Source organism: Kitasatospora hibisci, assembly GCF_043950205.1.
Taxonomy (GTDB): domain Bacteria; phylum Actinomycetota; class Actinomycetes; order Streptomycetales; family Streptomycetaceae; genus Kitasatospora; species Kitasatospora hibisci.
Genome location: NZ_CP171642.1, coordinates 7,872,596 through 7,898,697, shown reverse-complemented (window position 1 = coordinate 7,898,697; position 26,102 = coordinate 7,872,596). Strand labels below are relative to the sequence as shown.

At 74.5% G+C, this 26,102-nt stretch carries 17 protein-coding genes and 1 pseudogene; 8 read left to right on the top strand and 10 right to left on the bottom strand.

The genetic code is table 11. The annotated features are described in order from the left end of the window. Nucleotides 1-105: 105 nt before the first annotated feature. Both ACF9IK_RS34205 and ACF9IK_RS34200 read right to left on the bottom strand, forming a co-directional pair. Nucleotides 106-858 (bottom strand): thioesterase II family protein, encoded by a 753-nt coding sequence (locus tag ACF9IK_RS34205; protein WP_395297949.1) that lies wholly within the window; start codon nucleotides 856-858, stop codon nucleotides 106-108. 108 nt (nucleotides 859-966) lie between these two features. Next, on the bottom strand, nucleotides 967-1,659 hold the full coding sequence (locus ACF9IK_RS34200; RefSeq protein WP_395297948.1) for an AAA family ATPase: 693 nt from the start codon (nucleotides 1,657-1,659) through the stop codon (nucleotides 967-969). Nucleotides 1,660-1,851: 192 nt separating this feature from the next. On the opposite strand from ACF9IK_RS34200, the gene ACF9IK_RS34195 reads away from it, so the two are divergent. Further along, nucleotides 1,852-3,396 carry an AMP-binding protein gene (locus tag ACF9IK_RS34195; protein WP_395297947.1) on the top strand — a complete coding sequence of 515 codons (1,545 nt, stop codon included), beginning with the start codon at nucleotides 1,852-1,854 and terminating at the stop codon, nucleotides 3,394-3,396. A gap of 220 nt (nucleotides 3,397-3,616) precedes the next feature. Beyond that, complete coding sequence (locus tag ACF9IK_RS34190) at nucleotides 3,617-3,841, top strand: hypothetical protein (protein ID WP_395297946.1); 225 nt, start codon at nucleotides 3,617-3,619, stop codon at nucleotides 3,839-3,841. Between the two features lie 35 nt (nucleotides 3,842-3,876). On the opposite strand, the gene ACF9IK_RS34185 is transcribed toward ACF9IK_RS34190, so the two are convergent. The 3 genes from ACF9IK_RS34185 to ACF9IK_RS34175 all read right to left on the bottom strand — a co-directional run bounded on the left by ACF9IK_RS34185 (nucleotide 3,877) and on the right by ACF9IK_RS34175 (nucleotide 11,286). Further along, nucleotides 3,877-4,863, bottom strand: a complete 987-nt coding sequence (locus ACF9IK_RS34185) for an ABC transporter ATP-binding protein (RefSeq protein WP_395297945.1) — start codon at nucleotides 4,861-4,863, stop codon at nucleotides 3,877-3,879. A gap of 109 nt (nucleotides 4,864-4,972) precedes the next feature. Then, nucleotides 4,973-7,942 carry a hypothetical protein gene (locus ACF9IK_RS34180; protein ID WP_395297944.1) on the bottom strand — a complete coding sequence of 990 codons (2,970 nt, stop codon included), beginning with the start codon at nucleotides 7,940-7,942 and terminating at the stop codon, nucleotides 4,973-4,975. Next, nucleotides 7,939-11,286, bottom strand: a complete 3,348-nt coding sequence (locus tag ACF9IK_RS34175; RefSeq protein WP_395297943.1) for an FtsX-like permease family protein — start codon at nucleotides 11,284-11,286, stop codon at nucleotides 7,939-7,941. The genes ACF9IK_RS34180 and ACF9IK_RS34175 overlap by 4 nt, the downstream gene beginning before the upstream one ends. Nucleotides 11,287-11,647: 361 nt before the next feature. Here ACF9IK_RS34175 and ACF9IK_RS34170 point away from each other — a divergent pair, with 361 nt between their 5' ends. Then, nucleotides 11,648-12,370 carry an ABC transporter ATP-binding protein gene (locus tag ACF9IK_RS34170; protein WP_395297942.1) on the top strand — a complete coding sequence of 241 codons (723 nt, stop codon included), beginning with the start codon at nucleotides 11,648-11,650 and terminating at the stop codon, nucleotides 12,368-12,370. Between the two features lie 109 nt (nucleotides 12,371-12,479). On the opposite strand, the gene ACF9IK_RS34165 is transcribed toward ACF9IK_RS34170, so the two are convergent. Together ACF9IK_RS34165 and ACF9IK_RS34160 are read right to left on the bottom strand one after the other, a co-directional pair. Next, nucleotides 12,480-12,755 (bottom strand): hypothetical protein, encoded by a 276-nt coding sequence (locus ACF9IK_RS34165; RefSeq protein WP_395297941.1) that lies wholly within the window; start codon nucleotides 12,753-12,755, stop codon nucleotides 12,480-12,482. 153 nt (nucleotides 12,756-12,908) lie between these two features. After that, on the bottom strand, nucleotides 12,909-13,487 hold the full coding sequence (locus ACF9IK_RS34160; RefSeq protein ID WP_395297940.1) for a DUF3105 domain-containing protein: 579 nt from the start codon (nucleotides 13,485-13,487) through the stop codon (nucleotides 12,909-12,911). Between the two features lie 645 nt (nucleotides 13,488-14,132). Here ACF9IK_RS34160 and ACF9IK_RS34155 point away from each other — a divergent pair. Continuing rightward, a complete protein-coding gene (locus tag ACF9IK_RS34155; RefSeq protein WP_395297939.1) occupies nucleotides 14,133-15,338 on the top strand; it encodes a hypothetical protein in 1,206 nt (401 codons plus the stop codon). 89 nt (nucleotides 15,339-15,427) lie between these two features. Then, nucleotides 15,428-17,653 (top strand): tetratricopeptide repeat protein, encoded by a 2,226-nt coding sequence (locus tag ACF9IK_RS34150; protein ID WP_395297938.1) that lies wholly within the window; start codon nucleotides 15,428-15,430, stop codon nucleotides 17,651-17,653. Between the two features lie 111 nt (nucleotides 17,654-17,764). Here the strand turns inward: ACF9IK_RS34150 and ACF9IK_RS34145 are convergent, their stop codons facing one another. From ACF9IK_RS34145 to ACF9IK_RS34135, 3 genes are all read right to left on the bottom strand, one after another. Beyond that, entirely contained in the window at nucleotides 17,765-18,994 is a 1,230-nt protein-coding gene (locus tag ACF9IK_RS34145; protein ID WP_395297937.1) for an MAB_1171c family putative transporter, read from the bottom strand. Continuing rightward, entirely contained in the window at nucleotides 18,987-19,535 is a 549-nt protein-coding gene (locus ACF9IK_RS34140) for a ParH-like protein (RefSeq protein WP_395297936.1), read from the bottom strand. The genes ACF9IK_RS34145 and ACF9IK_RS34140 overlap by 8 nt, the downstream gene beginning before the upstream one ends. 82 nt (nucleotides 19,536-19,617) lie before the next feature. Next, nucleotides 19,618-20,037 carry a helix-turn-helix domain-containing protein gene (locus tag ACF9IK_RS34135; RefSeq protein WP_238859328.1) on the bottom strand — a complete coding sequence of 140 codons (420 nt, stop codon included), beginning with the start codon at nucleotides 20,035-20,037 and terminating at the stop codon, nucleotides 19,618-19,620. Between the two features lie 222 nt (nucleotides 20,038-20,259). Between ACF9IK_RS34135 and ACF9IK_RS34130 the strand changes: the two are divergent. From ACF9IK_RS34130 to ACF9IK_RS34120, 3 genes and pseudogenes are all read left to right on the top strand, one after another. Next, nucleotides 20,260-21,017, top strand: a pseudogene (locus ACF9IK_RS34130) (ISL3 family transposase); the annotation flags it as partial. 205 nt (nucleotides 21,018-21,222) lie between these two features. Beyond that, nucleotides 21,223-21,558: a CU044_2847 family protein gene (locus tag ACF9IK_RS34125; protein WP_395297935.1), complete on the top strand. Its 336-nt coding sequence runs from the start codon at nucleotides 21,223-21,225 to the stop codon at nucleotides 21,556-21,558. An 8-nt stretch (nucleotides 21,559-21,566) separates the two neighbouring features. Next, a complete protein-coding gene (locus tag ACF9IK_RS34120) occupies nucleotides 21,567-25,874 on the top strand; it encodes a trypsin-like peptidase domain-containing protein (protein WP_395297934.1) in 4,308 nt (1,435 codons plus the stop codon). Nucleotides 25,875-26,102 lie beyond the last annotated feature (228 nt).

Genomic DNA, 26,102 nt, shown 5'->3' with positions numbered 1-26,102 from the left:
TTACGCACCGACCGCCACCGGGCGTGCACCGACCGCCACGTCAGGGACCCTCCGGAACCCCCCGGTCGGGGCCCGGACCGGCCCGCGACCGGCCGGGCCCCGCGCTCACCCCGCCAGGTGCTCCACCAGCACGTCCAGCACCGCGCGGCGCTGCTCCGCCAGATAGAAGTGACCGCCCGGGAAGACCCGCATCTCGAAGCCGCCGGTGGTGTGCCCGGCCCAGTCCTGGACCTCCTCCAGGCTGGCGCGCGGGTCCGCATCACCGGTCAGCGCGGTGATCGGCTGCGGCACCGAGGCGTCCGGCGCGCAGCGGTAGGTCTCGATCGCGGCGTGGTCCGCGCGCAGCGACGGCAGGACGAGCGCCCGCAGCTCCGGGTCGTCCAGCACCCGCGGGTCGGTACCGCCGAGCGCGGCCACCCGCGAGAGCAGTTCCTCGTCGGAGAGCTTGTGCACGGCGTCCTCCCGGGGCCGGGAGGGCGCCCGGCTGCCGGAGACGAAGAGGCGGACCGGCGCGGGCCCGCCGGCGGCGGCGAACCGGCGGGCCACCTCGAAGCAGACCGCCGCACCCATGCTGTGCCCGAAGAGGGTCAGCGGCCGGTCGGCCCACGGCAGCAGCGCCCGGTGGATGCCGTCGGCCAGCTCCGCGACCGAGTCCACGACCGGCTCCTGGTAGCGGTTCTGCCGGCCCGGGTACTGGACGGCGAGCACGTCGGCGTACGGCGACAGCTCGGCGGCCCAGTCGAAGAAGTACGTCGCCGTGCCGCCCGCGTGCGGGAAGAGGACGAGTCGCGCGGGCGCGGTGTCGGCGGGGTGGAAGCGGCGGAACCAGGAGTTCGTGGTGGCGATGCTGCCGGGCATGCTGAGCGGCCTCTCTGCGAACGGGGATCGGTTGATCACTTCCTCCCCAGTCTCCCCCCCGCCCACTCCCGCCACTGCGGCGCCCTCCTGACCGTCCGTCCGAGCCGGCTACCGCCCGGCAGGTGGCGGGCCGAAGCGGGCGACGGCGGCCCGCGAGCGGGAGACGTGGTCGAGCAGGAGGACGGAGGCCGCCTCGGGAGCAGGGGTCGGGGCCCCGCTCCGGGCGTGCCGGGTCAGCCCGGCGATCAGGCGGTCGAGCCCGCGGCGGTGCCGGGCGAAGGCCCTGCGCGGCGCCCAGCGGCCCCGCTCGCGCTGCCCGGCGAGGGCGGTCACGGCGCCCACGTCCAGCAGCACGAGGTGCAGGACGCGGCCCTGGCGAGCGGCCTCGCGGGCGAGCCACCGGCGCATCCAGGCCCGGCTGCCGCAGTCGTGCACCAGCAGCGGTCCACCCCGGCGGACCGAGGCGCGCAGCAGTCGGAAGTGCTCCAGCCGCGCCCACGGCCGGTAGACGGCGTACGGCAGGGCCGCCGGCATCAGCGCCTCGCAGGCCTCGTGGACGGCGCGGGGGTCGACCGTGACGGTTGCGGGGGCCTGCGCCGACCAGCGGCGCAGCAGGGTGCTCTTGCCGCTGCCGGGAAGGCCGGAGACGACCACCACGGCGTCCGGCGGGTAGTGGACGGCGAACGCGGCGCCCGCCTCGCCCCGGAGGTCGACCAGGCCCCGCGGTTCCATCGTCGCCTGCGCCCCCTGCCGCCCCGCGGTCTGCCCACCCGGCGTGGTCGGCGTGGTCGGCCTGTTCATGGTGGTCACATCCCCGTCTCTGCCCGAGCCGGAACCTTAACAACACCGGACCGCCGCCGGCACGCCCGGTCCCGCGTGCACGCCTGCGGAGGCCCGGCGGGTGCGCCACCCCGCACCCGGCGTCGGCGCCCGCCGCGGATGTGATGGACTGTCAGCCGATTCGGACGGACGGGTACCGGCGGAGGACGGGACGTGACGGGGACGCTGGTGGCAGGGGCGGGCGCCGGGCCCGGGGTGGCGACGTACACCGCCATGGTGCTGGACGGGCTGGCCCGCGCACCGGAGCGGGCGGCGATCCGCCACGGAGAGGAGGCGGTGACCGCCCGGGAGTGCCTGGAGACGGTGTACCGGCTGGCCCGTGCGCTGGCCGCCGCCGGGCTGGGGCGCGGTGACGGGGTCACGCTGCTGGCCGGGAACACCCCCGAGGCGCTGCTGGTACGGACGGCCGCGAACCTGATCGGCTGCCGGGTCGCGGTGCTGCAGGCCGACCGCCCGGTGGCGGACCGGATCGCCCTCGCCGAGGTCGCGCGCACGGCGGCGCTCGTCTTCGACCCGGCCCGAGGCGGCGACGCGGCACGCCGGATCTCCGCCACGCTGCCGGGGGCGCCGGTGCTGGCGCTCGGTCCGAGCGCGTTCGGCGCCGACCTGCTGGAGCTGGCCGCCCCGCTCTCCCCCGCCCCGCTGGCCCCCGCCTACCGGCCGGACGACGTGATGGCGGTGCGGTTCACCGCCGGCTCGACCGGCCGGCCCAAAGGCGTCCAGCGCCGCTTCGCCCGCCCGCCGCGACCGGAGCTGATCGCCGCGTCCACCTTCCTGCTCTGCACCGCGCTCGGCCACGGTGGCGGCACCACGGCCGACCTGGCGCTGGCGGCGGGCGGCGCGGTCGTCCTGCAGGACGGGTTCTCGGCGGGGGCGGTGCTGGAGGCGATCGAGCGGTTCCGGGTGTCGCGGGTCTACCTGCCGCCGCACCTGCTCTACCAGGTCCTCGACCACCCCGCGCTGTCCGGCACCGACACCGGGAGCCTGCGCCGCGTCACCTACACCGGCTGCGCGGCGGCGCCGGAGCGTCTGGCCGAGGCCACCCGCCGGCTGGGCCGGGTGATGCACCAGACCTACAGCCTGACGGAGGCCGGTCCGGTGACCAGGCTGACGCCGGACGAACACCTGGATCCGCGGCTGCTCCGCACCGCCGGGCGGCCCCTGCCCGACACCGAGGTGCGGATCGTGGACGAGGAGGGCACGCAGCTCCCGGTGGGCGCCCTCGGCGAGATCTGCGTCCGGACGCCGACGGCGATGACGGGCTACTGGAGGGACCCGGAGCTGACCGCGCGGGTGCTGCGGGACGGCTGGCTGCACACCGGCGACCTCGGCCGCCTGGACCGGTCCGGCTACCTGACCGTGGCCGGGCGGCGGGACGCGATGGCGATCGTGGACGCACACAACATCTACCCGCAGGACGTCGAGGCGCCGCTGCTGGCGCATCCGGCGGTGCGGGAGGCGGTGATGTTCGCGACCACCGGCCGGGACCGGCTGGAGCGGGTGCACGCCGCGGTGACCACCGTGCCCGGGTCGCCGGTGACGGAGCGGCAGTTGCACCGGTGGATGCAGGAGCACGGCGGTCCGCTCTGCGATCCGGCGACGATCCTGGTGCTTCCGGCGCTGCCGCTGGCCGAGACGGGGAAGCCGGATCTCGCGGCGCTGCGGGCCCTGCTCCCGGAGGCCGGGCCTGGCGCCTGAGCGGGAGCGGGGCCAAGGCAGGGCGCCGGGCGCGCAGGTCAGCGTGCGGGCGGTTCGGGGGCGCACGAAGGACGGAGGCGCGCGCCCGGACGCCTCCGGCGCCCGCGTGCGCGCCCGACTGTACGGCGGGCGTCCGGCGAAACCGCCCGTGTCCGCTCGACCTCCCGGTCCGACGTGCCGATACCCCTCTCGCACCGTCCGTCCCCAGGAGGAACCTTCCGTGACCTGGCTCCGCGTCCTGACCGCGCTCGGCATCCTCGCCGTGGCGGCCAGCGCCCTGCTCGTCTTCGCCCTCTGCACGGCCGCCGCCCGCGGGGACCGCACCGCGCGCGGCGACGGCGGCGCGGCCGACGAGGAGGACGGCAGAGGCCTGGGCGGCGCGCGGGACACCCTGCGCGAGGACGCCGAACGCAGCGGTCTGTTCCGCCGCCCCGGCGAGAGCTGAGCGACCCGCAGCCCGGACGCCCCGCCCGGGTGACGTCAGTGACCGGGGATGTCGTCCGGGCGGACCTCGATGTGGTCGGCGGCCAGGTCCACCGCGACCCGGTGCTCCATGCCGAGCGCCTCCAGGAACTTCACCGGCAGCTGCACCCGGCCGGTCCGGTCCAGCATCACGTACTCGCGCTCGTTGACCGACTCCTCGCCGTGCTCGTCCGTCACCGTCCTGCGCAGCACCTCGCTGCTGGTGCGTCCGTCGCGGATGGCGACCGTGCGGCGGACCTCGCCCGCCACCATCGGGTCGTGGGTCACGATGACGACGGTGGCGCCGAGTTCGCGGTTGACGGTGCGGAACGCCTCGAAGATCGCGGCGCCGGTCTCCGAGTCGAGCTCGCCGGTGGGCTCGTCGGCCAGCAGCACCGGCGGGTTGTTGGCCATCGCCACGGCGATGGCCACGCGCTGCTGCTGGCCGCCGGACATCTCGCGCGGGCGCCGGTGGGCCAGGTCGCCGATCTCCAGCGCCTCCAGCAGCTCGGCGACCCGGGCGGCCTTCTGCCTGGCCCCGAGTCCGGCCGTGCGGCCACGCAGCTGCATCGGCAGGGCGATGTTCTCGGCGGCGGTCAGGAAGGGCAGCAGGTTCCGCGCGGTCTGCTGCCAGATGAAGCCGACGACCTCGCGCCGGTAGCGCAGCCGGTCGCGGGCCGACATCTCCAGCAGGTCACGGCCGGCGACGGTGGCGGTGCCGGCGGTCGGCACGTCGAGCCCGGCCAGGATGGTGAGCAGGGTGGACTTGCCGCTGCCGGAGGCGCCCACCAGAGCCACCAGGTCGCCCTGCCGGATGGTCAGCTCCAGGCCCTGGAGAGCCTGCACCTCGATTCCCCCGGCGGAGAAGATGCGCACCAGGCGGTCGCAGACGATCGCCGCGTCCACACCGGGGGCCTTGGGCCGGGCGGCGGCGAGCGCGCGCTCCTGGAGCTCCTGGAGGGTGGGGGCCGGCTCGACCGTCCGGCTCTGGGGGAGGCTGTTCACCGCTGGTCTCCTGTCGCCGCCGCGCCGGGGCGCGCCTGTGGCCGCGATCGCCGCGGACCGATTCCCTTGCCGTCCGCCCAGCCGTACGGCCGGGCCCGTCCACTGTGCGTCAACGCTGCTCCCCCACCCGCAGCTCGGTGGCGATGTGCCGCCGTCCGGCGATCAGCGCCTCGGCGAGCACGCCGGCGGTGACCAGGGCCACCAGTCCGAGCACCTGGCGCAGCACCGGCAGCACCGCGGGCTCCAGCCCCGGCGGGACCTCCGCGCCGACCAGCACGGAGAGGTCGAACGCCGGGCCGAGCAGGGCGGACGCGGCCAGTGCCACCAACCCGCCGCCGACGGCGGCGACGAGGGTCTGCGGCACGGTCTCGGCGAGGATCAGGGCCAGGCCCTGCCGGGGGCGCAGGCCCATGGTGCGCAGCCGGGCCAGCAGGGCGGCGCGTTCGGGTGCGGTCCGGACCAGCGTCAGCAGGACGGCGAGCAGCGCGAAGCCGGCGGCGCCGATCACGGCGGCCCAGAACAGCCGGCCGGCCGAGCGCTGGAGCGGGTCGGCCGCGAACTCGGCGGCCAGCGTGCCGCCGGTGCGCACCTGGAAGCCGCTCGGCACGGTGTCGGCCTCGGCGGCTGCGCCGGCGGCAGCGGCCCCCGGGCCGGCGCCCGCCGGCGGCGCGGCCGTCCCGGACGCGGGCGGGGAGGCCGGCGCAGCGGGCGCGCGGACCGCCCCGGAAGCGCCCGCCGAGACCGCTCCGGAGGCGGGCGACGGCTCGACCCCGGTCGCCGCCGGGGGGAGCACCGCCCCGGGGTGCTCCCCGAAGGCGACCCGCCAGGCCGCCGGCGGCGCCAGCTCCCGCACCAGCCGCTTCAGCTGCCGTTCGTCGATGTCGCCCACCGCGAACCAGAGGTTGGGCTGCCCGAGTTCGGAGCGCTGCGCGACCGCGGGCCCGGACGGCAGCACGACGAACTTGCGCCCGTCCCCGACCAGCGCGGGCGTGGCGCCGATCCGGCCGGCGACCGCGGCCTTGAGCTCCCAGCCGTTGGGCAGCCGCAGCCGGTAGCCGTCGCCGCCGAGCCGCTCGCCCAACGCGGTGCTGAAGAGGGCGGGCAGCGGCGCGTCGGGACCGCCCGCACCGCCGGCGAGCAGGGCCGGGTCGAACGCCCCGCGGCCGACGCTCCTGGAGAGCTCGGCGTAGGACCACGGGTCGACGACCAGGGCGCTGACCCGGACCGGCCCGGCGTCGCTGCCGAGCAGGAACACCTCGCTCTCCCACCAGACGCTGGTGGCGAGCCGGACGCCGGGCATGGCGGCGGCGGCCTCGGTGAACTGCGACGGCAGCGAGACACCGGTGGGGGTGCCCACGGCCGCGTCGCCGCCGACCACGCCGCGGGCGGCGCGCAGCCGGGCTCCGTCGACCGCGTCCAGCACGGTGGCACCGAAGCCCGCCGTGGTGACGGCGAGGGTCAGCGCGAGCAGGGGCAGCAGCGAGGGCCGGGCCCGGCCCCCGGAGCCGCGGGCGGCGCGGGCCAGGCCGAGGAAGCCGATCAGTCCGGAGCGCCGGCCGGCCACCCGGGCGAGTGCTCCGACCACGACGGGCTGGAGCCGGGCGAGCACGAGGCCGCCGGTGGCGGCGAGCAGCAGCGGGGCCGTGACGAGCAGCAGGTCCAGCCCCTGGCCGTCCGGTGCCACGCCGCGCCGGCGGACCTCCAGCACGGCCGCGGCGGTGGCGACCAGTACCAGGAGTTCCCCGACCAGTCGGCGCCCGCCGTTCCTCCGGCGCGGCTTGGACCAGAACGTCGCCGCGCGGACGGGGAAGCCCAGCAGGGCGATCAGGGTGACGGCGAGGGCGGCCAGCACGGCCTCCGTCCAGCGCGGGGTCTGCACCAGCCGGAGGGCGAGTGCGGTCGCCACCACGGCGGCGGGGAGCACGGTCACCGCGCCCTCGCCGAGCAGACGCAGCAGGACGCCGCCGCGGGAGCCACCGCGGGCCTGGAGCAGCCGCAGTTCGGTGGTGCGGCGGTCGGTGGCGAGGCCGGCGGCCAGGAAGAGAACCAGGGCGCCGACTCCGGCCAGGCCGGCCGGACCGATCGCGGCGAGCGGCGCCGCGGCGTCCTGCCGGGCGGCGGCCTGCTTGAACGCCGCGGGCAGCTGGGAGGTGATGCTGAGGTCGTCCCGGCCGGTGTGGGCGGCCAGCGCGACGGCGGTGGGGCCGCTCAGGTAGCCGGAGATCTCCCGGCCGGTCTCGGGCAGGCTGCGGGCGTGCAGGGCGCCGGAGTCGACCGGCAGCCGCCAGAAGTCGGTGGTGCGGACGCCCCACTCGGCGATCCGCTCCAGCGCCCCGGCGGCGACGACGCCGTCGGCGACGAGGGTGACGTGCGGGTTGCCCTGCGCGCAGGCGCGGTCGAGGCAGCCCGCGTCGGCCCAGTACGGGTCGTGCGGGTCGTCGACGGTGTAGAGGCCGACCACCTTCGCCCGGACCGTGTCCCCGCCCTCCTCGCCGCCGAGCAGGACGTCGCCGAGGCGGATGCCGATGCTGTCGGCCGCGTTCCTGCTGAGCGCGATCGGGATCGGGCCGTCCGGGCCGCCGGCTTCGGTCGGCCAGACGCCCGCCACCACGGTGGCCCGGTCGGCGATCCCGTGCAGGTACGTCAGGCCGATCTTCGGCGGGAGGCCGTCGGGGCGGGCGTAGCCGTGGTTGGCGAGCGGGCGGGGCTTGTCGCCGCGCGCCCCGTACACCGGGCCGGGCTCGCCGTAGTGGAACGTGGTGCCGGGGCGGGCCGCGAGCCTGCGGGCCACCTCGTCGAGGTCGGCGGCGTCGTTGCGGTGGGCGGCGGTGGCCACCAGGCTGTTCCAGGACGGCCCGCGGTCCTGCAGGAAGCGGTGCAGCGCGTCGTCCGTCCCACGGTCGAGGGCGCGCGGGAAGGCCGCGGCGAGGAGGACGGTGCCGAACGCGAGCGCCGCCATGAGCAGGGCGGCGAGCCGCCCCGACCGCAGCCGGGTGCGGACCCAGGGCGCGGGCCGGTGGACGGCCGTCGGCCCGGCCCCGGCGGGGCGGGGGGTGCGGGTGTCGGCCTGGGTGCTCACATCTCCTCCACGTGCCGCAGCCGGGCGGCCACGTCTCGACGGCTGTGCCCGATCAGGAAGGCCGACAGCAGGGGTACGACGGCGATCGCGGCCGTGAGCAGCAGCGACCAGCCGAGCGGCAGGTCCACCAGGACCTCGGGGACCGGCCGGCGGGCCGCCGGGGTGAGCACCAGGAGCGGCACGATCAGGCGGACGATCAGGGCGCCGAGGCCGAGGCCGACGAGACTGCCCAGCAGGACCAGCACGGCCTGTTCGGCCGCGGCCGTGCGGAGCAGCCACCGCCTGGGGGTGCCGAGGGCTAGCAGCACGGTGAACTCGGCGGCGCGCTCGCGGGCGGAGGCCGCGGCGGCCGCGGCGAAGCCGATGGCGGCCAGCACGGTGCTGGCCAGGGCGATGGCGGCGAGCGCGCTCTGCGGGGCGGCGCTGAGCGGGTCGGCGAGCAGGCCGTCGGCGACCTCGGCGTCGAGCAGCAGCTGCTGTCCACCGGGGGTGTCGCGCAGCGCGGCCGCCGCTCGGGCGGGCACCGGATCGTCCGGCCCGGTGGCGGGCAGCCACCACTCGGTGACGGCGGGCAGCTGGCGGCCGCCGGCGGCGAGGAGGCGTCCGGTGGCGGCGAGATCGACGACCAGGGCGGTGCTGCCGGCGACCGGCACCGAGTCGACCACCCCGGTGATCCTGACCTTCAGGCCGTTGGCGCCGAGCGTCACCTGGACGGTGTCGCCGACGGCCGCGCCGAGGCCGGCGAGGTAGGCGCGGGTGGCGAGGCCTGGCAGCACGGCCGGGGTCTCCGGACCGGAGGGCACCAGGACGGCCTGGCGGACGCCGCTGCTCCCGGGTGCGTACCGGAGCCCGAGCAGGCGTCCGGGCCGGTCCGGCAGGACCTCGGAGCCGGAACCGGCCTCGCCCGGGGCGGTGCTCGTCCTCCAGGCCGGGCCGGCCGGGGCGGGGACGGCGGTGGCCGGCCCGGCCGCACTGTCGGCGACCGCGATCCCCCGGACGCTCAGCTCCCCCACGAGGGGCGGGCCCTGCTCCGTGCCGAGGGCGAGGATCAGGCCGGCGAGGGTGAGCGGGGCGGCGGGCGTGCCGACCGGGGCCCCGGCGACGGCGGCGAGGTCGGCGGTGGCCACCGCGCTGCCGCGGGCGGGGACGCCGGTCAGCGGGACGCGGAAGGTGTCGCCGAAGCGGTCCCGCAGCAGGACCCAGGCCTCCGGCGGGAGGCCGCCCGCCGCCGACGGTCCGTTGCTGAGGTCGAGGTCGATCCGGGCCGGCGCGCCCGGCAGCGGCACACCGCCCTGGGCGGCCCCGGCGGGCACGGGGCCGGGCCCGGCCGCGGGTGCGGCGAGCGGGGCGTAGAGGTCCCGTCGGTTCTGCCCGCCGAGCAGGTCGGGGCGGACCGGGACGCGGGCCGCGAAGCCCGCGGCGTCGAGGGCGAGCACCTGGGCAGGGGAGCCGTCCGCCAGCGAGTGCTCCTGGCGGATCACGGGGATCAGCCGGTCGCCCCCGGGCAGCGCGCCGTACCGGCCGGCCTGGCCCATCGCGGGCAGCTGCGACCCGGTGATCCGCAGGCCGCCGGCGGTGGCGAAGGCCGCCTGGTCGTGCTGGGAGGCGGACCAGGTGCTCTGCTGGCCGAGCGCCAGCACGCCGGTGGAGACCGCCAGGACCAGCAGCAGCACCGGGCCGGCGGCCCGGCCGGGACGGCGGGCGAGCTGCCAGCCGGCCAGGGCGGGCACCAGGCCTCGGCCGCGGGCGGCGATCCGGCCGCCGAGACGGGCGGCGAGCGGGAGCAGGCGCAGCACGAGCAGGGTGCCGGCGCCGAGCGCCAGGGTGGGGGCGGCGATCAGGACCGGGTCGGGGTTCAGCCGGCCGTCCGCGCCCGCCGACAGTCCACCCTCGTAGTGGGCCAGTTGGTAGTAGGCGAGGGCGGCGAGGGCGACCACCGCGAGGTCGGCGCCGGAGCGCGCCGCACCGGCGACCAGCGCCTGGCGCCGCCCCGCGCGGCGCAGCACCGCGCCGCCGGCCCCGCGCACCAGCGTCGGCGCGGTGGTGAGGAGGACGCAGGCGAGCGCACAGACGGCGGCGATCGGCCAGAGCGTCCAACTCGGCCCGGTGTCGAGCGGCACCCGGGCGAGCGGTCCCCGGCGGGCGAGCACGCCGAGCAGCAGCGGCGTGCAGAGTGGCGCGAGGAGCGCGGCGGGCAGGGCGAGCAGCAGCGCCTCAGTGGCGGAGAAGACGCCGAGGCGGGCTCCGGAGGCGCCGCGAGCGGCCAGCAGGGCGTTCTCCCCCTCCTGCCGGGCGGCCGTCAGGTGGACCACGAGCAGCAGCACGGCGGCGGCCAGGACGGCGAGTTGGAGGGCGCCGATCAACAGGGTGGAGCGGGCGACCAGGGCGCTGGACTCCACCTCCCGGAGGACCGCCGGGAGTTCGGTCCGGACCTGCAGCCCGGTCGCACCGGTGAGGTCGCTCGCCAGGCCGGGGGCGCGGTCCCGGACGGCGGCGGCCCCGGAGTCCCGGATGCCGGTGAAGTCGGCGCCGAGCAGCCAGCCGCGGCTGCTCTGCGGGACGGCGGCGGTGGTGAAGGCGGAGTCGTCGACCAGCAGCGGGCCGAAGGTGGTGAAGCCGCCGGTCTGGATCTCCCGGCCACCCAGGGTGTCGAGCCGCCAGTAGGGGTCGGCGGGATCCTCGGCGCGGTAGACGCCGGTGATGCGGACGGTGAGCGCCCGGCCGTCGAGGCGGTCGTCGAGCCGGACCTCGGCGGGCAGGGCCCCGGCGTCGAGGCCGAGCCGCGCCAGCGTGGTCTGCGGGGCACCGACCTCGACGGGCGTCGGGGTCGCGGCACCCGGGGTTGAGCCGTCCTGGGCGGAGCCGCCCGGGGCGCGGCGCTCGACGGGCGCGGGCCAGGCGCCGGCCAGCAGTCGGACGCGGCCGCGGTCGAGGGAGGCGAGCAACGTGAGGTCCGGGGTCTTCGCGCCGGTGGGCGTGCCCGCGGATGTGAGGGTGGGTGCACCGGTGGCATCACCGACGGGGCCCGCGGCCGGAAGACCGTACGAGCGGCTGCGGGCGACGCTGTCCGTCCGCACGGCGAGGCCGCCGAAGAGGCCGCTGCCGTAGGCGGTGACCGCCGCGTCGTCGGCCGCCCGCTTGTCGAGACCGTGCTCGCCGGTCACCAGCACCGTGGTCCGCGCGTGACCACCCCCCTGCAGGGACTGGCGCAGCCCGGCCTCCCCGACCGTACGGTTGAACGCCACCAGTGCGGTGAGCACCGCCGTGGTGATCAGCACGGTGAGCAGGACGGCGCCGGCCAGCGGCAGTCGCCCGCGCAACCGGCGCACGACGAAGCCGAGCATCCCGTTCCTCCCCCTGACGAATCGCCCCGGCTTCCGCGCAGCGGCCCGGCCGACCCGGACAGGGTCCGGCCGGGGATGAGCGCCCGTCACGAGCCGGAGTGATGATCACCGGCACTTGATCACCGGATAGCGGACGATGCTGTCAGATTCGTACTCGGAACGGAAGGGACTTGCGCGAATCATGTAACCGGTGAGCAAATTCTTCCCGTTGAGCGTGCACGCCCAGGTGACGGGCCATCAAAAGGCCATGGACACGTCACCGAATTCACGTTCACGGCGGCCCGTACGGCAGGCCGAGGACGCCGCTCCGACCGCAGAACCGCAGAACCGCAGAAGCGACAGACCGCCAGGGGGACGCCGAATGACACAGCAACCGGTCGGTACCGTGACCACACCCACGACCGCGCCGATGGTGGCCGTCACCGACCTCCGCCACAGCTTCGGCACCGGCGAGCGGGCCGTGCACGCGCTGCGCGGCGTCTCCTTCACCATCGGCCGGGGCGAACTGACCGCGCTGAAGGGCCGGTCGGGCTCCGGCAAGACCACCCTGCTCAACCTGGTCGGCGGCCTGGACAACCCCACCGGCGGCACCATCGCGCTGGACGGCACCGAGCTGGCCGGCCTGGACGAGGAGGCCCGGCTGGCGATGCGCCGGGACCGGATCGGCTTCGTGTTCCAGTCCTTCGGTCTGATCCCCGTCCTCACCGCGGCCGAGAACGTCGGCGTGCCGATGCGGCTGCGCAAGGTCCCGAGCGCCCGACGCGAGGAGCGGGCCCGCACGCTGCTGGCCATGGTCGGGCTCGCCGACCACGCCGACCAGCGCCCCGGCGAACTCTCCGGCGGGCAGCAGCAACGCGTCGCCATCGCCCGCGCCCTGGCCAACGAGCCCGATCTGATCATCGCCGACGAACCCACCGGCCAGCTCGACTCCGAGACCGGCCGCGCGATCATGCAGCTGCTGCGCGCGGTGGTCCGCGGCGAGGGCGTCACCGCGCTGGTCGCCACGCACGACCCCACCCTGATGGAGCTCGCCGACCGGGTGATCGAGCTCCAGGACGGCCACATCGTCGAGGCGGCGTCCTGAACGGCCCGCACGGGCAGGCCCCACCGCCCGGACGGGCGGCCCCGGCCCGCCCACCCGGGCACGCGCACGCCCCGCCCAGGGGCGGTCAGGGCACGCGCCCCCGCCCGGCTCAGAGCGCCTTGAGTGCGGCCTCGCACTCGCGGCAGCGCCTGGTCCGCTGCGAGGGCGGGTACCACGGATCCCCCGGCCCGGCCGGCCGGTAGGGCTCCCGCTCCAGATCCCGGGTGTCGATCCCGCAGAAGGTGACCGGCCCCGGGTCCTCCGGCACGTCCGGATCGGACGGCGCCGCGTGCACCCACCGGATCCGGGCTCCCACGTCGACCTCGCCCGCGTCCAGCACCTCGGTCGACGGTTCCAGCTCGACCAGCACGATGACTCCGCTCATACCTCGACCCTGCGCCCGGACCGCGCCCGCCGCATCCCAGCCCCGGCCGGCGCGGCCGGCGCGGCCCGCACCCGGCGGCACCCGCAGGCACGGGGGGGCGCCGGCACGCGGCGGCAGCACCCAGGGGCGACGTGCCGGACGCGCCCCGGGTGGCTACGGCACGAGCCCGTCCGTGCACGGGGCGCCGGGCTCCGGCGTCTGCGGCCCCTGCACGTACTGGGCGAGGAAGGCATCCACGCGGGGGTCGGCCGGGCCGTCCACCACCAGCTGGTTGCCCCAAGCGGTGAGGGTGATCTTCCCCTGCTCCGTCGGGTAGGGGCTCAGGAAGGTGTACGGCCTGCCCTGGACCTTGGCCGCGAGTGCGGCGACGTCGGCCGGGGAGGCCCGGTCGTTGTAGGTGATCCAGACCGCGCCGTGCTCCAGGGAGTGGACGGCGTTCTCGTTCGGGACGGGCTCGGTGTAGACGTCTCCGTTGCAGTCGAGCCAGACCGGACTGTGGTCACCCCCGACGGGTGGGGTCTGCGGGTACGCCACCGGCGTCTGCACGTGCGTGCGCCCGAGCATCCCGAAGGTCTGCACCCCGGCGATCGGGGCCTTGCCCGTGGGCGCGCCGTCGTCGGCGGTGGTGACGGCCCAGATGCCGCCCGCCAGCACGCCGGCCACGATGAGACCGGCCACTGCCGAGTACACGATCTTCCGGCGGCGCTTGCGCCGCTGGTCCTCCTGGTGCATCGCCTCGGTTCTGGCACGCCGGTCATCGGAGGGTTTCCTGGGAGCAGCAGCCATGGCCGGGCCCCTCTCGCCGCCGCGCGGGCGCACGGCGTTCAGCTCCAGTATCGCCGTCGCGCCCGCAGGGCGCCCGGGGCCCTCACCGCGCATTCCTGCGCCCCGTGGGGCGCGTGGTCAACTCATGTGGATGGCGTGAATCAGACCACTTCTTTCAGTTTATTAGTTGCCCTTGGGCCGCCGAGACCTCCGCACGGCCAGCGAGCTGGAAGTTCCTGACGAATGCCGAGAAGGGCTCCCGGTCAGGGAATTCCGATCCATTGACACGATCATCACACGCTCATCACCCTTGGCTCATCGCCAAAGCTGGTGTGAATTGAGCGATGGCTTGCATTCACACCAGCTGACGGCGCCGTTGAACCCCAGTCACCGAAGGAGGTGTGTGCGATGAAGAAGATCGTCGTCCGCAAGGCCGGCCCGGTCCGCCTGACCAGCGCGGCCCGCGCGCTGTACCTGCCGTGGTCCTGCGCCGTGCAGAACTGACCGACCCCCTCCCCCGGGGCAGAGGGGGAACGCGGGGGGGGGGCCACCAGGTCCGGCCCGCACCGCGCCGCTCCACCCCGCCCCCGCCCACCTCGCGCAGGAGGATCCGTGCACTCCCCCACGGACAGCGGCTCCACCGCCCCCGGCTTCGATCTGGACCAGCCGGTACCGCTCCGCCGACTCGTGTACCTGCCGGAGGCCGACGAGGTCACCATCGGCAGCCCGGAGACCGACACCTACGCCGTCTTCCCCGCCGACGGCGCCGAGCTGGTCCGGATGCTGGACGAGGGCCTCACTCCCCGCGAGGCTGCCGAGAACCACCGGACGGCCCACGGCGAGAGCGTCGACATCGCCGACCTGGTCGAGACGCTCGTGGATCTCGACCTCGTCCGCCCCGGCGGCGACGACCCGGCCGCCGGAGCGGCCGCGCCGGTGCGCTGGCAGCGCCTGGGCCGCCTGGTGTTCAGTCCACCGGCACTCGTGGGCTACGCGCTCGTGGCAGCCTTCGCCGTGGCGGAGATGGTCCGGGTGCCAGAGCTGGTCCCACGCATCGACAACCTGTTCTTCAGCTCGTCCTACACCCTCGTCGTGCTGATGCTGTTCATCGGTCAGGTTCCACTGCTCGCCCTGCACGAGGCGTTCCACGCCCTGGCCGGCCGCCGGCTCGGCCTGCGCTCACGGCTCTCCATCGGCCGCCGCCTCGTCTACCTGGTGCTGGAGACCTCCCTCGACGGACTGGTCGGCGTGCCGCGCCGGAAGCGCTATCTGCCCATCATGGCCGGGATGCTGGCCGACGCCCTGGTGATCGCCGTGCTCACCCTGGTCGCCGACGCGACCCTCGACGCCGGCGAACCGGCCGCGTCGCTCTGTCTCGCGATGGCCTACGCCACGGCACTGCGCCTCGCCTGGCAGGGATTCTTCTACCTGCGGACCGACGTCTACGTCCTGCTCAGTACGGTCCTCGGCTGCGTGGACCTCCATGCCGCCGCAACCGACGTCCTGCGCAACGCCGTTCGCCGGGCCACCGGAAGGCCGCCGCTGGACCTCTCCGCGCACCACCCGGCGGACCGGAGGGTTGCGCGCTGGTACGCCTGGCTGATGCTGGTGGGCTACGCGTTCACCCTCACGATGTTCGCCGGAGTCGTCCTACCGACGGCGTACCGGATGCTGCACGACATGTGGCTGCGCCTGACCGGCCAGGCCTCCCTGGCCGGCCGCCTCGACTCGCTCGCCCTCATGCTGCTCAGCCTCGGGCAGACCGCGGCCGTCGTCGTCCTCGCCGCCCGCGAGCGGCGCTCCTCCCGGTCGGCCTGAGCCCCGCACGCCGCACCTACGCACACCTACGCACCTCCACCCCTGCGCCCCCGCGCCCCCGCGCCACCCGCACGAAAGGCAGCCGTGTCATGGCCGAACACCGCCACCACTGGGTCCGCGCCGCCGGGCGCCCCGCCCGCGTCGACGTCCGCGAGCGGCTCGGCCTGCCGCCCGTGCTGGCCGCGGTGAACGCCGACCGCCGGCTGCGCGGGCCCTACACCGCCGTCGGCTCGATCCTGCGGGCGATCGTCCCGGACGCGCTCGCGCGCTGCCCCGAGGCCGTCACCGGCCACGACATCGAAATCCTCTCCACCACGCCGGAGCTACGGAACCTGGTGCCCGCCACCCGCGAGACCTTGACGTCCCTCGCGGTGCCCAAGGAGCGCACCCGCTTCTACTCCGCGCTGCGCACGCTGCGGATCGCCCACGGCCTGGTCGAGTTCCTGGAGGCGTACCTGGGCTCGCTCGGGTCCGGCCCGCGCTCACTGATCATCGACGACGCGCACCGGGCCGACCCCACCGACGCCGAGTTCCTCGCCGTCCTGCTGCGCCGCATCGACCCCGTGCTGCTCACCGTGGTCGTCAGCACCGGCAGCGAACCGCCGGAGCGCCCGGCCGGCATCGGGGGTGAGGACCTCCCGACCGCCCTCGCCACCTGGTGCGAGGTGCTCGCGCCGCCGGACCACGGCAGCCGGTCCGACCGGGCCCGGCCGGCGGAGGGCCCCTCCACCGCCCCGGCCGACGCCGCACTCGGCCGCCGCTACATCGACGGCGACGGCGTCGGCGACGACCCGGACGAGCTCACCGCCTACCTGGGTCTGCCGCCCAGCGAGCGCGCCAGGCTGCACGATCTGCGGCGCGCGGAGCTGGAGACGACCGGTGAGTCCTCCCTCCGGCTGGGCGCCATCGCCTGGCACGCGGAACGCGGCGGCGACCCGTCCGGCACCGGAGCCGACACCCTGCGGCACGCCCTCGACCACTGCATGGACCTCGGCTACTACCACGCCGTCCTCGACCTCGGCGAGCGAGGCCGGCGGCTGGTCACCCACGAGAGCAACCCGGACCACTGGTGGGCCTTCACCACCAAGATGACCACCTCCTACGCCGCGCTGGGCCTCGCCGAGCTGGCACTGCCCCTGTACGACGAGGCCCGGGCGCTCAGCAGCTCACCCGAGGTCCACATGCAGGCCGCGTACGCCACGGCCATGCTCCACACCCGGCACTTCGACGCCGAGCGGCGCGACCACCAGCTGGCCCGGAGCTGGGTGAACCAGGCGATCGCCTTCGCCAAGTGGCATCCCGAGCCGAAGGAGCGGGAGGCGCGCGTGGTGTTCAACCGCAACGGGCTCGCGCTCATCGAGGTCCACCAGGGCCGTCTGGAGGAGGCGCTGTCACTGCTGGACGCCTGCATCGCCCGGCTCGACGAGACCCTGGAGCCCCACGAGCACGCGCTGCACCGATCCGTACTGCGCTACAACCGTGCGCAGGTGTACGCGGGCCTCGGCCGCCACACCGAGGCCGTGGCCGACTACACCGCGGTGATCGAGTGCGACCCGAACTACGCCGAGTACTACTTCGACCGGGGCATGCTCTGGCGCGACCTGGGCCGTCCGGAGCAGGCGCTGGCCGACTACGACCGGGCCATCCGGCTCTCGCCGCCGTTTCCCGAGGCCTTCTTCAACCGCGCGGACGTCCGGGCCGAGCTCGGCGACACCGACGCGGCGGTTGCGGACTTCGGTTACGTCCTCCAGCTCGACCCGCAGTTCGCCGACGCCCGTCTCAACCGGGCAGCGCTGCTCGTCGAATCGGGGGAGCACCGGCTTGCCTGGAGCGAGGTCCGGGCCGGCCTCGCGGCCACCCCGACCAGCCCACAACTCCTCTGCCTCAAAGGCCAGTTGCTGGCAGCCGACGGCGACACGGCCGCGGCGTCGCAAGCCTGGGAGGCCGCCCTCGCCGTCGCCCCCGAATACCCCCAGGCGTGGGCCATGCGCGGTGAACTCCGTTACCGCCAGGGCGATCTGGACGGCGCGAGCGCCGATCTGGCCCAGGCGGTCGAGCTCTCGGGCGACCCCGGCATGCGGTTCAACCTGGCCGTGGTCCACCACGACGCCGGGCGCTACGGCGAGGCGCTCCGGCTGCTCGACGGGATACCCGGCTCGGCCGAGGACGTGGACGCCCGCCTGCAGCGGGCCCGTTGCCTGATCGGGCTCGACCGGACGGACACCGCCAAGGAGGAACTGCTCGCCTGCCTGGAAGCCGATCCGCAGTCGGCCGACCAGGTGTACACGCTGATGCCGGAGCTGGCCCAAGCCTGATCGGGCCCAAGCCTGATCGGGCCCCGCCCGGCGTCCACGGCCGGCCCATCGGCACCGCCCCGCCCCCGCCCCCGGCCCTGGACGCCGGGCGGCGGGGCGGTACCCCCGAGGTCAGCGCCGCATCGCGGCGCGGCCCAGCTCAGCGCGCACCAGGCTGCGGACGTGGGTCACGGCGGGCGAACCGGTGTACGCGGCGGCCACCTTGACGAGCCACGCCGCCTCCTCGTGGATGTCCGCCGGCACCGGGTGCGGCACGCACCCCTCGCCCGGACCGACGGGAAAGCGGTGCCCGGCCCGGGCCGCCTCCAGACCGGCGGCGATGGCCGCCGCCTCCACCACGGCTGCGAGCTCCTCCGCTCCGGCGGGGCCGGCGACCTCCCCCACCCAGACGGGTACCGCCGGGTGGAGATGGGGGCGGAGGGCGAGCTGGCCGTCCCGGATCTCGATGATCCGCCGGTACAGTGCGAACCGGACATCGCCCCGCCGCCGGCCCGGCAGTCCACCGAACAGCCGCTCCGGGGAGACGAGTTCGATCTCCGGAAGCGCCGTCCGCATCGCCGCCCAGAGCGGACCGAGCCGACGGTGGTCGCGCCACGCCCGCGCGCGGCCGGCCCAGTCGGCCCAGGCCGACGCGGTCGCTCCGGCGAAACCCAGTGCGAGACAGACGGCGCCCGCCACCGCGGACACCCTGCTCTCCGCACCGTTCTCACGGCCCGTGGTGAGGATGTTCGCCAGATCGTGCAGGCTGTCGGCCGTCCACAGCAGGCCCACCAGCGCGCTGAGCGCCATCAGGCGCAGGCCCAGCCGGAGGGCCCCGGGCGGCAGGCACCGTGCGCAGCGCCCGATCAGGAACCCGAAGACCGCCAGACACCATGAGGTGTGGACGGCGAAGAGCACGACGTACGCGGCCAGCACCGGCCTGCCCGCGCCGCCGACGACGACCGTGGCCCCCTCCCGGACGGGCGAGGCGGCCAGGAAGGCGGCGATGCCCAGCCCCACGGAGGCGGCCGTGAGGGCGGCCTGCCGCCGCACGGCGCGTCGCGCCGTGGCGGCCGGTCGGGTGGAGTAGGCCATCATGGCCAGTGCTCCGGATGCGGCCACCTTCAACTGGTCCGCCATCAGGGTGAGATGGCTCGGGTCGGACAGCACGGTGACCAGCGCCGGCGCCGCGGCCGGGGCACTCGCCGCCATCCCCGCCCCGATCAGCGCCCCGCAGGCGTAGCCGTAGTGAAGCGCCGGGTCGGACCGGCGGCCCCGGTCCGTCAGGGCCTTGAAGAGCGTGCCCAGCAGCGCGACGGCACCGGCGAGGCACCCGGCGACGGCGGCCGTCCGGTCACCCACGGCGCGCTGCGTCGCGTCGCGACGGCAGCCCGAACACGTATCGCAACCGTGCCACCTGGTCGGCGAATTGGCCGACCGCCCTGAAGCGGGGGCGGTGCAGTGCGCGGTGCAGTGCGAGCGAGGCGACGAGCTCGGCCTCCTGCTCCTGTCGCTCCGTGTATCCGGACCGGCCGAGCACCCTGCGCAGCAGTTCCTCCGGCAGCCGGGCCTTCAAGGCGTGCGACGGCGGGCCGCCCGTCCCGGAGTCCCCGGTGTGCCCGCAGAGCAGGTGCCCGATCTCGTGCAGCACGATGTGCTGCTGATGCAGTGCCGTCGTGGCGACCGGATAGCCGATGTAGTCCGCCCGGTCGGTACTGATCAGCACCCCGCAGAGTGCGGGCGCCGGGCCGGAGAGCGGCATCAGTTCGATGGGGCGGCCGCGCCGCAGGGCGAGCTCCTCGGCCAGCGCCGGTATGCCGAACGGTTCCGGAAGCGGAATCGACTCCGCGACCCCTCTGCACCGCTGCCAGAGCCCGTGCTCAACCCCACCCGAATACCCCACGATTCGCCCCCCTGGCGTTCGATCGGGAGGCGATCCTACGGACGCGGAAACGCCGTGGGAATCCGCCGCACCGCGAAGGCCGCTACCTGCCCCCGGCCTCACGGCGGGCGATGGCCTCGATCATGTCGCTGATCGTGCCGAGGCCTTCGGGCGAGAGGGTCACCGCACGCAGGGCCACGTCCCGCACCCCGGCGTTGCGCAGCGCTCCGAGCAGCGCCAGTTCCTCGGCGATCCTGGCGCTCTGCCGGTCGTCGAAGAAGTACACGGGCGGCACCTGGAAGAACTGTGCCAGCGCTTCCAGGTGCCGCTTCGTCGGGTTGTCCCGGCGACCGGTCCGGAGCTGCCAGAGGTAGGTGGCCGAGAAGCTCTCCCCGGTCGCCTCGCGGCAGGCCCGGGCGACCTCCTCGTGACTGTACTGTTCACGGTCGGGACGGCGGACCACGTCGAACAACCGGTCCAGCTTCGCTGCGAGCGTGGACGCACCGGATTCCGCTTCGGGCACGACACACCTCTTCCCTCACGCCGTGCGCACGCTTCGTGCGCGGATGGATCACTCGCGACGGTGCCTCATCCTAGTGGGACCCGATCGGGTCCGTACGAGTGCGGGCGTGCCGCGGCAGCGGCCGTCGAGCGCCGCGAGCACCGGCCCGGCCCGGCCGCCGACTGCTGGGCTCTGTCCCGTAATCGGTGGTGACCAAGTGTGACGGCCCGTCGTTGGCATGGTGTGCGTGATGTCAACGAGCTTGTGAGCGCGATGTTTCGGGCCCGTCGGCCCTGGTCATCGAGGACGTGGTGGACGAAGGCGAGCTGATCCGGGTGTCGGCGCGGACCCGGGACGATCCGGTGCCGTGCCCGGTATGCGGGCTCCCGACGGGGCGGGTGCACGGCTTCCACGGGCGGAGGGTCGCGGACGTTCCGGTCGACGGACGCCGGGTCGTGCTGTCGGTGAGGCTGCGGCGGCTGGTGTGCCCGGTGCTCGGCTGCTCGCGGCAGACGTTCCGGGAACAGGCCCCCGACGTCGTTGAGCGCTACCAGCGCCGAACTCGACGACTGGCCGACCAACTCGGCTCGTTAGTCGAGGAGTTAGCGGGCCGAACGGGCGCCCGCCTCTCCCGCTCGCTGGCCTGCGCGACCTCCCGTTCGACCGCTCTGCGCCTGTTGATGCGCCTGGCAGCAACGCCGCTACGCGTGCCTCGCGTGATCGGCGTCGGCGATTTCGCCCTCAAGCGCCGGCACCGCTACGCAACCGCGATCATCGACGCCGAGACCGGCGAGCGGATCGACGCCCTACCCTGCCGCACCGCCGCGGCGCTGACCGTGTGACTGCGCGAGCACCCCGGCGTCGAGTATGTCTGCCGCGACGGCTCCGGCTGCTACGGCGAGGCGATCCGCCGGGCCCAGCCCGAAGCGGCACAGGTCAGCGACAGGTGGCACCTCTGGTCGAACCTGTCCGACCGGGTCCCGGCCGAGGTCCTCGCCCATACAGGAGAGATGCGCCAGCGGTGTTCTTCAACAAGCTTCCAGCCGGACCGGAGTCCGCCGTAGCGCAACCCGTTCGGGCTTCCCGGCCCGGTGACACCACGCCTCGGGCAGTCCGAGCCGGTCAGCCAGGGAAGTCAAACAAGTCGCCTGCGAAATAGCGGAGTTCGACTACCATCAGTGGGCCGACTAGGGAGGGAATGGCACCATGGCCCACACGGGTGAGCTTCGGCTCGCGGATGGCAGCGGGATCTGGGTGGAGGTCTCCGACGGGGACGATTCGGGATTCGACCGGGTAGGGCGGGCCTCCTCGTTGGCCCGTGCGACCTCCGAAACACTCCAGGACGCGATGAGCCACCTGCGACCGGCGCTGGACGTCATCGCAGACGGCCTGCGCGGGATGGTCCACACTCCGGACACCGTACGCGTCGACTTCGGCATCAAGTTGTCCGCCGAAGCCGGTGTCGTGGTGGCCAAGGCCGCTTCGGAGGCCAACTTCACGGTCAGCGTGGAGTGGCGGCCCCGTACCGGAGACCAGACTTGAGCCTGGCGATGACACCAGCTTCCGGCGACGGCTCCCTGACCGGCGGTCTGGTCCGCATCCGCTCCCGGTCCGGCGAGGTGGTGGGCGCCGGGTTCCTGATTGACGCCGACGTCGTCTGCACCTGCGCCCACGTCGTCGCCATGGCCGTCGGAGTACCCGAATCCGCCGAACGGGCACCGGCGGCCCCGGTCCTCGTGGAGTTCCCCCTCATCCGTGGCGGGAACGGTGCGGTGCCTGGATGCTCCGCCACGGTCGAGGTCTGGCGACCGGTGACCGCCACGAACCGCGACGACGTCGCACTGCTGCGGCTGGAGCGGCCCGTTCCCGACACCCGACCGGTGCCGCTGGTGGACGGCGACAACGTCTGGGACCACCCGTTCCGGGTCATAGGCTTCCCGCGCGGAGCCGAGGACGGAGTGTGGGCGTCGGGCAGCCTGCGCAGCCGCCAGGGCACCGGATGGCTACAGATGGAGTCCGGTCTGGCCGGTCAGCGCATCGCCCGCGGCTTCAGCGGCTCCCCCGTCTGGGACGAAGCCCGGGGCGGCGTCGTCGGCATGACGGTCGCCGTCCAACGCGGCACAGACTCCACCACCGCCTACCTGATCCCCTCCGGCGCCCTGCTCGACGAGCAGCTACTCCCGCCACCGTGTCCGTTCCCCGGCCTCGCCTCGTTCACGGAAGCCGAGGCGGACCTGTTCCACGGCCGCCATGAGGACACGGAGCGCATTCTTGCGGCCGTTCATCAACGCCCGCTGACCCTCGTGGTCGGCCCCTCGGGCTGCGGAAAGTCCTCCCTCGTCCGCGCCGGGCTGATACCACGACTACGGACCCGCGCGGCCCTGGCGGTCTCCGAACTGCGCGCCGTGCCGGGAGTCCGCGCCCCTGCGGTGGTGGCTCAGACACTCGCTCCCCTGTTAACGGCGGACCGGACCACCGTCGAACGGATCCGGGCCGTCACCGAACTGACCGACCTGTTCTCCGACCGGCTGAACAGACCCGGCCTGGAGCTCGACGAATTGACGGCCGAGCTGCGCGGTCACGTCCTGGAGGCGGTCGGCGAGAACGGTCTCGTCATCTTCATCGACCAACTGGAGGAGTATGTCACCGCCGATCCCACGGCGGCCCGGGAGCTGATGTGCCTGTTGATGTCCCTCTGCGGGCCCGGTGCAGGCACCGGACGACTCCCCGCCCTCAAGATCGTGGCCACCGCGCGACCGGAGTCCCTGGACGTCCTGGTAGACGCGACCAACGCCGACCTGCTGAGCTCGGCAACCCAGTACCTGGCGCAGCTGTCCCCGGAACAGCTCCTGGAGGCCGTCACCATCCCGGTAGCGGGAGTGGCGGGTCTCTCGTTCGAAGCTGGACTGCCCGCGCGCATCGTCGCGGAAGCAGCCGACGAACCGGGGCGAATGCCGCTGGTCCAGTTCGCCCTGACCCGTCTGTGGGATCTCCGGGACGGATCGACACTCACGCATGCGGCCTACCAAGAGCTAGGGGGCTTGGCCGGTGCTCTGGTGGGCTTCGCCGACGAGTGCATGCGGACCAGCCTGCGTGCGGGCGAGGAGGACCTGGCGCGAAGGCTCTTCACGCAGCTCGCCCGGCCGAACGTGCGCGGCTTCACCCGGCATCCCGCCAGGCTCGCAGCCCTCGACCCGGCCCTACGGGACCTCGCCCTGCGGCTCGCTCCCACCAGGCTCGTCGTGCTGAGCCGGACCGCCGGCGGAGAGGAGATCGTCGACCTCGCTCATGAGGCCCTGGTCACCCTGTGGCGCCGGCTTGAGGAGTGGCTGGAGAACTCCAGGGACTTCCGCGTTTGGCAGGAGGAACTGCGCGCGGCACTGGGGCGCTGGGAGAAGCACCGGAGGGATCCCGGTCAACTCCTCCGCGGAGGGGCACTGACCATGGCCGTGGACCGGCTGGCCGAGCGTCCTGAGGACATCACAGCAGACGAGGCCAGGTTCATTCGGGTCAGCCACCATCGCCGCAGACGTGAAGTCCGGGTGTTGCGCTCGATCGTCGTCTGCCTCACATCCCTGGTCCTCCTGGCCGGGGGGCTGGCCGCCTGGGCCAGGCAAAGCAATCAGGAAGCCCGGGCGCAGCTGCGGATCCAGGCGTCGCGGCTGCTCGCCACCGTCTCCGGCCAGCACGCGGCGGACGAGCCGGCGGTCTCGTTACAGCTGGCGCTCGCGGCGTGGAGCGCCGGTCGGACGCCGGAGGCCTACAACGCTCTTCTGCGCGAGTACACCCGGGGGCAACAGCTCTCGGCCAGCCGGCCGGGCCAGTGGCCCGGGCGCTTCCAGGACATGAAGGTGACCCCCGACGCCAGGACGGCCGTGGTGTTCTCCATCGAGGGCACGGACGAGTACCGCGTGACGGTGGTGACCGGGCTGGCCGACGGCACCCCCCGCCAACGGCCGCTGAACGACATCCCCGTGGACATTCGGAATGCTTTCGCCAACGCACTGAGCCCGGACGGGCGGTGGTTCGCCTCCCTCGACAACGAGCTCCGCGTCCGGCTCTGGGACCTGCACACCACGGACGCACCACGGGTCTTCGACGGGCTGCCGGAGCCCAATACCAAGATCGAGAGCCTCGGGCTCAGCTTCAGCAGCGACGGGAGCCGCCTGCTGCGGACGTACGTGACGTTCGATTCCACCGGGGCCCCCGAGCCACTCTGGGTCTCCGTCTGGGAGACCGCCGACGGGCAGTCCGTCCCGACAGCTCCTGACCTACTGCGTGGACGCTTCGTCGCCCTGGCGTTCGCGGGCGACGCAGACCGCATCGTTCTCGAAGGCCGGCCGCTCACCGGCGAACCGGGAGTGGTCCGCGACATCGCCTCCGGCAAGGACGTCCGTACCTTCGAAGTCTCGCCCGAGGGCGTCACCTCACTCGCCGCCAACGGCGAGTGGATCGTCGTGACCGACGGCACAGAGGGGCCTGCTCGGGCGTTCTCCACACGCGCCGGAGCGGACCAGGTCACCACCCTGCCCTTCGGGCTCGACGCACTCGATCTGACGGGCGGATTCGTCCTCCTGGACCAGGGGAACAAGCAGGGGGGCTATCGCGAGATCTCCGCCACCGAGGTGCGCACGGGCCGGGTCTACCGGAGCCGGATCCCGGCGGCCACGGACGACGGTCCCGGCCTGCGGCAGACCGTGGCGGTGGTGCCCCGGCCCGACGGTACGGTCTCGCTCCTACTCCCCACCTCCGACACCCTGCTGACCGCGGTGACCGTGCCGGTCGACGGGGCGAGCCGGCTGCTGCGGGACGACATCGACACCCGTGGCGCACTTGCTCCCAGCGGTAGATGGCTCGCGGAGGCCGGGGACACCGTCCTGACCGTCGCCGACACGGCTACCAACGCCAGGAAGTCCGTTACCTACCGGCCCGAGCGATCCTCGGAGCAACCCGAGCCGTTCTGGTCGGCGGACTCCCGGTGGATCCTGCTGGCACAACCCGGCGGCACGCTCACGGCGTTCGCGGCCGACGACCCCGCCGGCCGACGGGTTGACCTCCACTGGGAGGACGGTGATGCGCCCGCCCACGAGAAGGGCGTGGAGTCTGTCGAGGCCTTGCAGGGCAGCGAGATGGCCGTCCTCACCACGGACGGCAGGCTCCTGCTGATGGACGCCGCCACCGGGCGGCGGATCGCGCCCCCCATCCAGGTGGAACGCAAAACCCCCTCACAGACCGCCAACCCCTCTGCCAGCTACGGCCAGCTCCGGGCACGCCCCCGGCACCCTGACGAGATTGCGGTGGTCACCGGCTCCGGTCGGGCAGGCGGCACCGTGGAACTGTGGAACATCCGGACCGGCTCCCGCATCCGGACACTGGCCGTGGGCAAGCTTGGGTATGGCGGCACCACAGCCGGGGCGCGGCCGCACCTGCTCTTCACCCCGGACGGCAAGGAACTCTTCACGAGCCACCCGGACCACACCACACGGCACTGGGACGTGGACTCCGGCACGCTCAAGGAGCGGCCGATCACCTCGGCCGCTGCGGACCTCAGCGTCCCGCTCGCCCTGGACCCAGACGGCCGGCTGATCACCTACAACGTGAACGCACTGCAGTTCTGGACGCTCCCGGCCGGCACGCCGTCCGCGACTCTGCCGCTGTCGTACCAACTCGCAGTCCTGGTGGTCGGCGACCGTCTGCTCGTCGCAGGCGACGGCTGGTTCCAGGACCTGGACCTGCACCCGGAGGAGATGGCCCGTTCCCTGTGCGCGACCGTGGCAAGGGACTTCACCCCCGCCGAGCGCGCACTCCTCCCCACGGGGACACCGGGCGAACCACCGTGCGACGCCATCAGCCGGTGAAGTCGACGCCGAGCCTTGCGATCGGTACAGCAGAGGACCTGCTCTCAGGACCGCCCACCGGCTGGCCCCACTCGCGGCGAGGACTACGCTACGAGCGGGGCCAGCCGGTTCATCGGGCCGTTTCGGCAGCTCGTCCGACGCTGCTTGCGATGGTTGAACGAGTCGAACTGCGGCTCGATCAGAGACGTGGGGGCTACCCGGCATAGAGCGCCGCGTCGTGCTGGAACC

Coding starts and splice junctions, on each gene's coding strand:
- ACF9IK_RS34205 (WP_395297949.1), bottom strand. CDS start 858: ATGCCCGGCAGCATCGCCACCACGAACTCCTGGTTCCGCCGCTTCCAC.
- ACF9IK_RS34165 (WP_395297941.1), bottom strand. CDS start 12,755: ATGAGCGGAGTCATCGTGCTGGTCGAGCTGGAACCGTCGACCGAGGTG.
- ACF9IK_RS34150 (WP_395297938.1), top strand. CDS start 15,428: ATGGCCGAACACCGCCACCACTGGGTCCGCGCCGCCGGGCGCCCCGCC.
- ACF9IK_RS34120 (WP_395297934.1), top strand. CDS start 21,567: ATGACACCAGCTTCCGGCGACGGCTCCCTGACCGGCGGTCTGGTCCGC.
- ACF9IK_RS34200 (WP_395297948.1), bottom strand. CDS start 1,659: ATGAACAGGCCGACCACGCCGACCACGCCGGGTGGGCAGACCGCGGGG.
- ACF9IK_RS34170 (WP_395297942.1), top strand. CDS start 11,648: ATGACACAGCAACCGGTCGGTACCGTGACCACACCCACGACCGCGCCG.
- ACF9IK_RS34125 (WP_395297935.1), top strand. CDS start 21,223: ATGGCCCACACGGGTGAGCTTCGGCTCGCGGATGGCAGCGGGATCTGG.
- ACF9IK_RS34175 (WP_395297943.1), bottom strand. CDS start 11,286: ATGCTCGGCTTCGTCGTGCGCCGGTTGCGCGGGCGACTGCCGCTGGCC.
- ACF9IK_RS34160 (WP_395297940.1), bottom strand. CDS start 13,487: ATGCACCAGGAGGACCAGCGGCGCAAGCGCCGCCGGAAGATCGTGTAC.